This window comes from Microcella sp. (assembly GCF_033763155.1).
GTDB lineage: Bacteria > Actinomycetota > Actinomycetes > Actinomycetales > Microbacteriaceae > Microcella.
Genome location: NZ_JANRKZ010000210.1, coordinates 1 through 4,760, shown reverse-complemented (window position 1 = coordinate 4,760; position 4,760 = coordinate 1). Strand labels below are relative to the sequence as shown.

The window sequence follows — 4,760 nt, the reverse complement described above, 5'->3', positions numbered from 1 at the left end:
GCGCTGCGGCGACCTCGGCCCCTACCCGGCCATCGCCCTCGACGCGCACAAGCGCCCCGTCGACACCGTCACGAGCAACCTCGGGCACCTGCTCGGCACGGGCCTGCTCGACGCCGAGCAGTCGGCCCTCGTCGCCGCTCGCCTCGCGTCGCCCGAACTCAACTCGGGCTACGGCTTACGCACGATGTCGACGGATGCCGCCGGTTACTGGCCCCTCAGTTACCACGGTGGCTCTGTCTGGGCGCACGACACCGCCATCGCTATCGCGGGCCTCGCCAAGACGGGGCATCGGGATGCCGCCGCGTCACTCGCCGAGGGCTTGCTGCGGGTGGCCGAGTCGGCCGGCTTCCGCATGCCTGAGTTGCACAGCGGCGACCCCGCGAGCACCTCGGCGCGACCCGTGCCCTACCCCGCGTCGTGCCGCCCGCAAGCGTGGTCAGCGGCCGCCGCGATCGTCGTTCTCGAGGCGCTGCGCTGAGTGCCCGGGCGCTGACTCGGAGTCGTCGAGCGCTGACTGGGAATCGTCGGGCTCCGCGGCGCGCTCGGCGAGCGAGCGCCGCACGGCCGGCGCGAGCACGATCGCCGCGATGACCGCGAGCACGACCAACAGCACGACGAGCACGCCGCCCGTGAGAATGACGATCGAGACCGGGTCGATCACTTAGCGCCCCATCTTGCTGAGCTGCGCGACAACCTGCCGCGCAATGTTGCGGCCAGCCCGGTTGGCGCCAATCGTCGACGCGGCGGGGCCGTAGCCGGCGAAGAACACGCGCGGGTCACGACCCGAGCGGTAGCTGTCGACCGAGACACCGCCCTCTTTCTCGCGCAGTCTGAGCGAGGCGAGGTGGCGCAGCTCGGGGCGAAAACCCGTCGCCCAGATGATGGCATCGGCGGGCAAGCGCGTGCCGTCGTTCCACACGACCGCGTTCGGTTCGATGCGGTCGAACATGGGGCGAAAGTCGAGCACACCACGATCGAGCGCTGCTTGGATGCGTCGGGTGCGCGGCACCCCGGTTCCCGAGACGATGCTCGGCAGGGCGCGGCCTGCCCGCGCGGCCGCGTCTTGCTCGGCCACGGCCTTTTCGCGGGCCTCGAGACTGAGGTCGACCTCGTCGATGAACTCGGGCGGCCGACGGGTCGCCCACGTGACGGTGGCAGCGATTCCCTCGAGCTCAAGAATGAACCCGATAGCACTCGTGCCCGCGCCCACGACCACGACGTTCTGGCGGGCAAACTCTTCGGCTGCCACGTAGTCGCCCGTGTGCACCTGGCGGCCGGCAAACGTGTCGCGACCCGGGTACCACGGCACGAAAGGCGAACCCCACGTGCCCGTGGCATTGACGATCGTCGAGGTGCCGAGTTCGAGCGGACCGTTCTCGGTCGTCAATCGAACGAGCAGGTCGCGACCGAGGTCTTCGACCTGCGTGACGGTCGCCGGTCGCACCACCTGCAAGCCATAGTGCTCTTCGTATTGGCGGTAGTAGTCGGCGACCACATCGCGGGCGGGAGCATGGTGGTCGGCGGTCGAAAAGCTGAGGCCCAGGGCATCCATACCTGGCAGGTCGTTGACCCGGTGGGCCGAGCCCAACCGCAGGGCCTCCCAGCGAAACTGCCAGGCGCCGCCCGTGCTCGGCCCGCGGTCGAGCAACACAAACTCTTGGCCCGCCTCAAGGCCGAGGCGCTTGAGGTAGTAGGCCACCGAGAGCCCCGCTTGGCCCGCCCCGATGACCACGCACGAGGTCGTCAGGTCAGGTTCCGTCACCCGGCCAAGGCTACCGGGTGCAAGGGATGCTGCGGCATGTTCTCCGAGCCGCTGACACGAGCGTGCGTGCTAAACTTCCGCACAGTTTTTCTCCCGTCTCGACTCGGCATTCTGGGGTTCTCCCTAGCTCACCCGACAACACACTGTGAGGGGGTCACGCATGGGGCGCGGCCGACAGAAGGCAAAGCACACCAAGGTGGCGCGAGAGTTGAAGTACTTCACTCCCGACACCAACCTCACTGCGCTCGAACGCGAACTCGCTGCGGCGGCACACGCCGACGAGTACGAAGACAAGTGGGCGCACCTCGTTGACGACGACGAAGACGACTTCGACGACGAAGACGACGCAGAGAACCCCGCGGCTCAGACCGCGTAGGCGATTACTCGGCATGGAAGTGATCCGGTGACCGACGAGAACTCACTCCCGGCAGCGGGCCTTTCGCCTTTGCAGAAAATGATCGCGAAGGCCGTGAGGCGCTCCCGACGCGATCACTCGAAGATCTGCCTTACCCCGTCGAGGGGCCCAGCCTGACGGCGGCTCTCGAAAAAGATCGCAACGCCGACAACCGTTGAGGCAATCGACGCTTCACTGTCGCTCTGCGAGCATCTGTTGCAGCGCGCCGATCACGTCCAGGCGCCACCGAAACTCGACCTTCTCAATCTCGGCCGAGAGCCCGCCTGAGCTGAGCGCGGCAACGTCGATCGATTGGGCAACGGCGACCGGAAGCGGAACTGCTACGAAATCCTCTTCTTCGGCGGTGTAGGCAGGTGCTCGCATGTCAAACTCCACTGCGAAGCTCTCCCAAGCCGCATCGAGCTGATCACCGAGGATTCGCGCTTCATCGTCGCCCGTCGACTTAATCCACGCCTCGACGGAGCCAAAAGCAATGCGGCTCGGCGACTCCGGCGGGAGGCCAACAATGCCAATCACTCCGGACTTCTTGATCCACACGTGCTGTCCTCCCCACAGGCCGTCGCGGGCGGCCCGCCGCCTTGGAACTAGCCGGCGTAGGTGCCGACGAGCTTGACGGCTCCGCCGTTGACGCCCTTGGCTCCCTGCTCGAAGCCCGCGAGGTCGTGGGGGGCCGTCGAGACGCGGCCGACGACCCACGCGGGAACGCCGCGACTCTCGAGCGCGCGGATGACCGAGCTCGCGGTGTCGTGGGCAACCACGGCGAGCATCCCGAGCCCCAGGTTCCACGTGCCCTCGGTCGACTCGAGGGTGTCACCCGCGAGGTCGGCGAGCACGCGGAAGACGGCGGGCGGGCTCCATGAGCCACGGTCGACCTCGACCCAGCTGCCGACGGGGAGCACACGCGCGAGGTTGGCGGCGATGCCGCCGCCCGTCACGTGGCTGAGGGCGTGGATGGCGCCCGGCAACTCGGCGAGCACGTCGAGCAGGGGCGCGGTGTAGAGCGCCGTGGGGGTGAGCAACGTCTGACCCACGACGCCGCCGAACTCGGGCAGTTCGTCGTGGTAGCCGATCGAGCGCGACGCGAGGATGTGCCGCACGAGCGAAAAGCCGTTCGAGTGCAAGCCACTCGAGGCCATCGCCACGACGACGTCACCGCTCTGCACGCGCTCGGGGCCAAGCACCTCATCGGCCTCGACCACGCCCACCGCGGCACCGGCCACGTCGTAATCGTCCGGCCCGAGCAAACCCGGGTGTTCGGCGGTTTCGCCACCCACGAGTGCGGTGCCCGTGGCGGCGCAGGCCTCGGCGATGCCGCGCACGATGTCGGCGATGCGCTGCGGGTGCACCTTGCCGCACGCGATGTAGTCGGTCATGAAAATCGGCTTGGCGCCCACGACGACGATGTCGTCAACGACCATCGCCACGAGGTCTTGGCCGATCGTGTCGTGGATGTCGAGGGCCTGCGCGATCGCGACCTTCGTGCCGACACCGTCGGTGCTCGTGGCAAGCAAAGGGCGGCGGTAGCCGAGCAATGCGCTCGCGTCGAAGAGGCCGGCAAAGCCCCCGACGCCGCCGAGCACCTCGGGGCCGTGGGTCGCACCGACCGAGGCCTTCATGAGCTCAACGGCCCGGTCGCCCGCCGCCGTGTCGACTCCCGCTGCCGCGTAGGAATTTGTCATTCGTTCATCCGTTCCGCGGTCTGACAGACTGGCCTGCGTCACCGTCAACCTTACGGTCTGGAGCGCCCTCCGCATGTGCGGCATCGTCGGTCTCGTTTCATCGAGTCCCGTCAACCAACAGGTCTACGACGCCCTGGCGCTTCTGCAGCACCGCGGGCAAGACTCGACGGGCATCGCCACCGCCGAAGGGCGCGTGTTGCACATGGCCAAGGCCAAGGGGCAAGTGCGCGAGGCCTACCGCACGCGCGACATGCGCAGCCTGCTGGGCACCATGGGACTGGGGCACGTTCGGTATGCCACGCGGGGCTCAGCATCCAGCGAAGAAGAGGCACAGCCGTTCTATGTGAACGCGCCCTACGGCATCATCCTCGTGCACAACGGCAACCTCACGAACACGCGCGAACTCACGCGCGAGCTGTTCGAGGTTGACCGCCGCCACCTCAACACCAACAGCGACACCGAGCTGCTCGTCAACGTGCTCGCGCACGAACTGCAGGCGCAAGTCACCGGAGCCGACTTCGACCCTGACCAGGTGTTTGCCGCGATCACGCGCCTGCACGAGCGCGTCGAGGGCTCGTATGCCGCGATTGCGCTCATTGCCGGTCACGGGATGCTCGCCTTTCGTGACCCGTTTGGCATTCGCCCGCTCGTGCTCGGCCGCCGCACGACGGGCCTCACGGGCGACGAGTGGGTCGTGGCGAGCGAGTCGCTCGTACTCGAAGCCGGCGGATACGAGACCGTGCGCGACGTTGCCCCCGGCGAAGCCGTGTTCATCTCGGCCTCGGGTGACATGGTGGCGAAGCAGTGTGCCGCCAACCCGCGCTTGATTCCGTGCTCGTTCGAATACGTCTACCTGGCACGCCCCGACTCGATCATGAACGGCATCTCGGTCTACGAAGCCCGC

The 4,760-nt window shown here is 67.6% G+C and carries 7 protein-coding genes; 3 read left to right on the top strand and 4 right to left on the bottom strand.

The window, feature by feature from the left end; genetic code table 11:
- Window positions 1-478: amylo-alpha-1,6-glucosidase (locus tag SFU54_RS09105; RefSeq protein WP_319015964.1), on the top strand; the 478-nt coding region annotated here is incomplete at its 5' end.
- Here the strand turns inward: SFU54_RS09105 and SFU54_RS09100 are convergent.
- Together SFU54_RS09100 and SFU54_RS09095 are read right to left on the bottom strand one after the other, a co-directional pair.
- The gene (locus tag SFU54_RS09100; RefSeq protein ID WP_319015963.1) at window positions 437-661 is read right to left on the bottom strand and encodes a hypothetical protein; all 225 of its coding nucleotides are present in this window, start codon (window positions 659-661) and stop codon (window positions 437-439) included. The genes SFU54_RS09105 and SFU54_RS09100 overlap by 42 nt on opposite strands.
- Window positions 662-1,762 (bottom strand): NAD(P)-binding domain-containing protein, encoded by a 1,101-nt coding sequence (locus tag SFU54_RS09095; RefSeq protein WP_319015962.1) that lies wholly within the window; start codon window positions 1,760-1,762, stop codon window positions 662-664.
- A 160-nt stretch (window positions 1,763-1,922) separates the two neighbouring features.
- Here SFU54_RS09095 and SFU54_RS09090 point away from each other — a divergent pair, with 160 nt between their 5' ends.
- Window positions 1,923-2,138, top strand: coding sequence for a DUF3073 family protein (locus tag SFU54_RS09090; RefSeq protein ID WP_319015961.1), 216 nt, complete (start codon window positions 1,923-1,925; stop codon window positions 2,136-2,138).
- Between the two features lie 210 nt (window positions 2,139-2,348).
- Here SFU54_RS09090 and SFU54_RS09085 read toward each other — a convergent pair whose 3' ends face one another.
- Both SFU54_RS09085 and purM read right to left on the bottom strand, forming a co-directional pair.
- Window positions 2,349-2,693 carry a hypothetical protein gene (locus tag SFU54_RS09085; protein ID WP_319015960.1) on the bottom strand — a complete coding sequence of 115 codons (345 nt, stop codon included), beginning with the start codon at window positions 2,691-2,693 and terminating at the stop codon, window positions 2,349-2,351.
- Window positions 2,694-2,761: 68 nt separating this feature from the next.
- On the bottom strand, window positions 2,762-3,856 hold the full coding sequence (gene purM / locus SFU54_RS09080) for a phosphoribosylformylglycinamidine cyclo-ligase (protein WP_319015959.1): 1,095 nt from the start codon (window positions 3,854-3,856) through the stop codon (window positions 2,762-2,764).
- A 73-nt stretch (window positions 3,857-3,929) separates the two neighbouring features.
- Here purM and SFU54_RS09075 point away from each other — a divergent pair.
- Window positions 3,930-4,760: amidophosphoribosyltransferase (locus SFU54_RS09075; RefSeq protein ID WP_319015958.1), on the top strand; the 831-nt coding region annotated here is incomplete at its 3' end.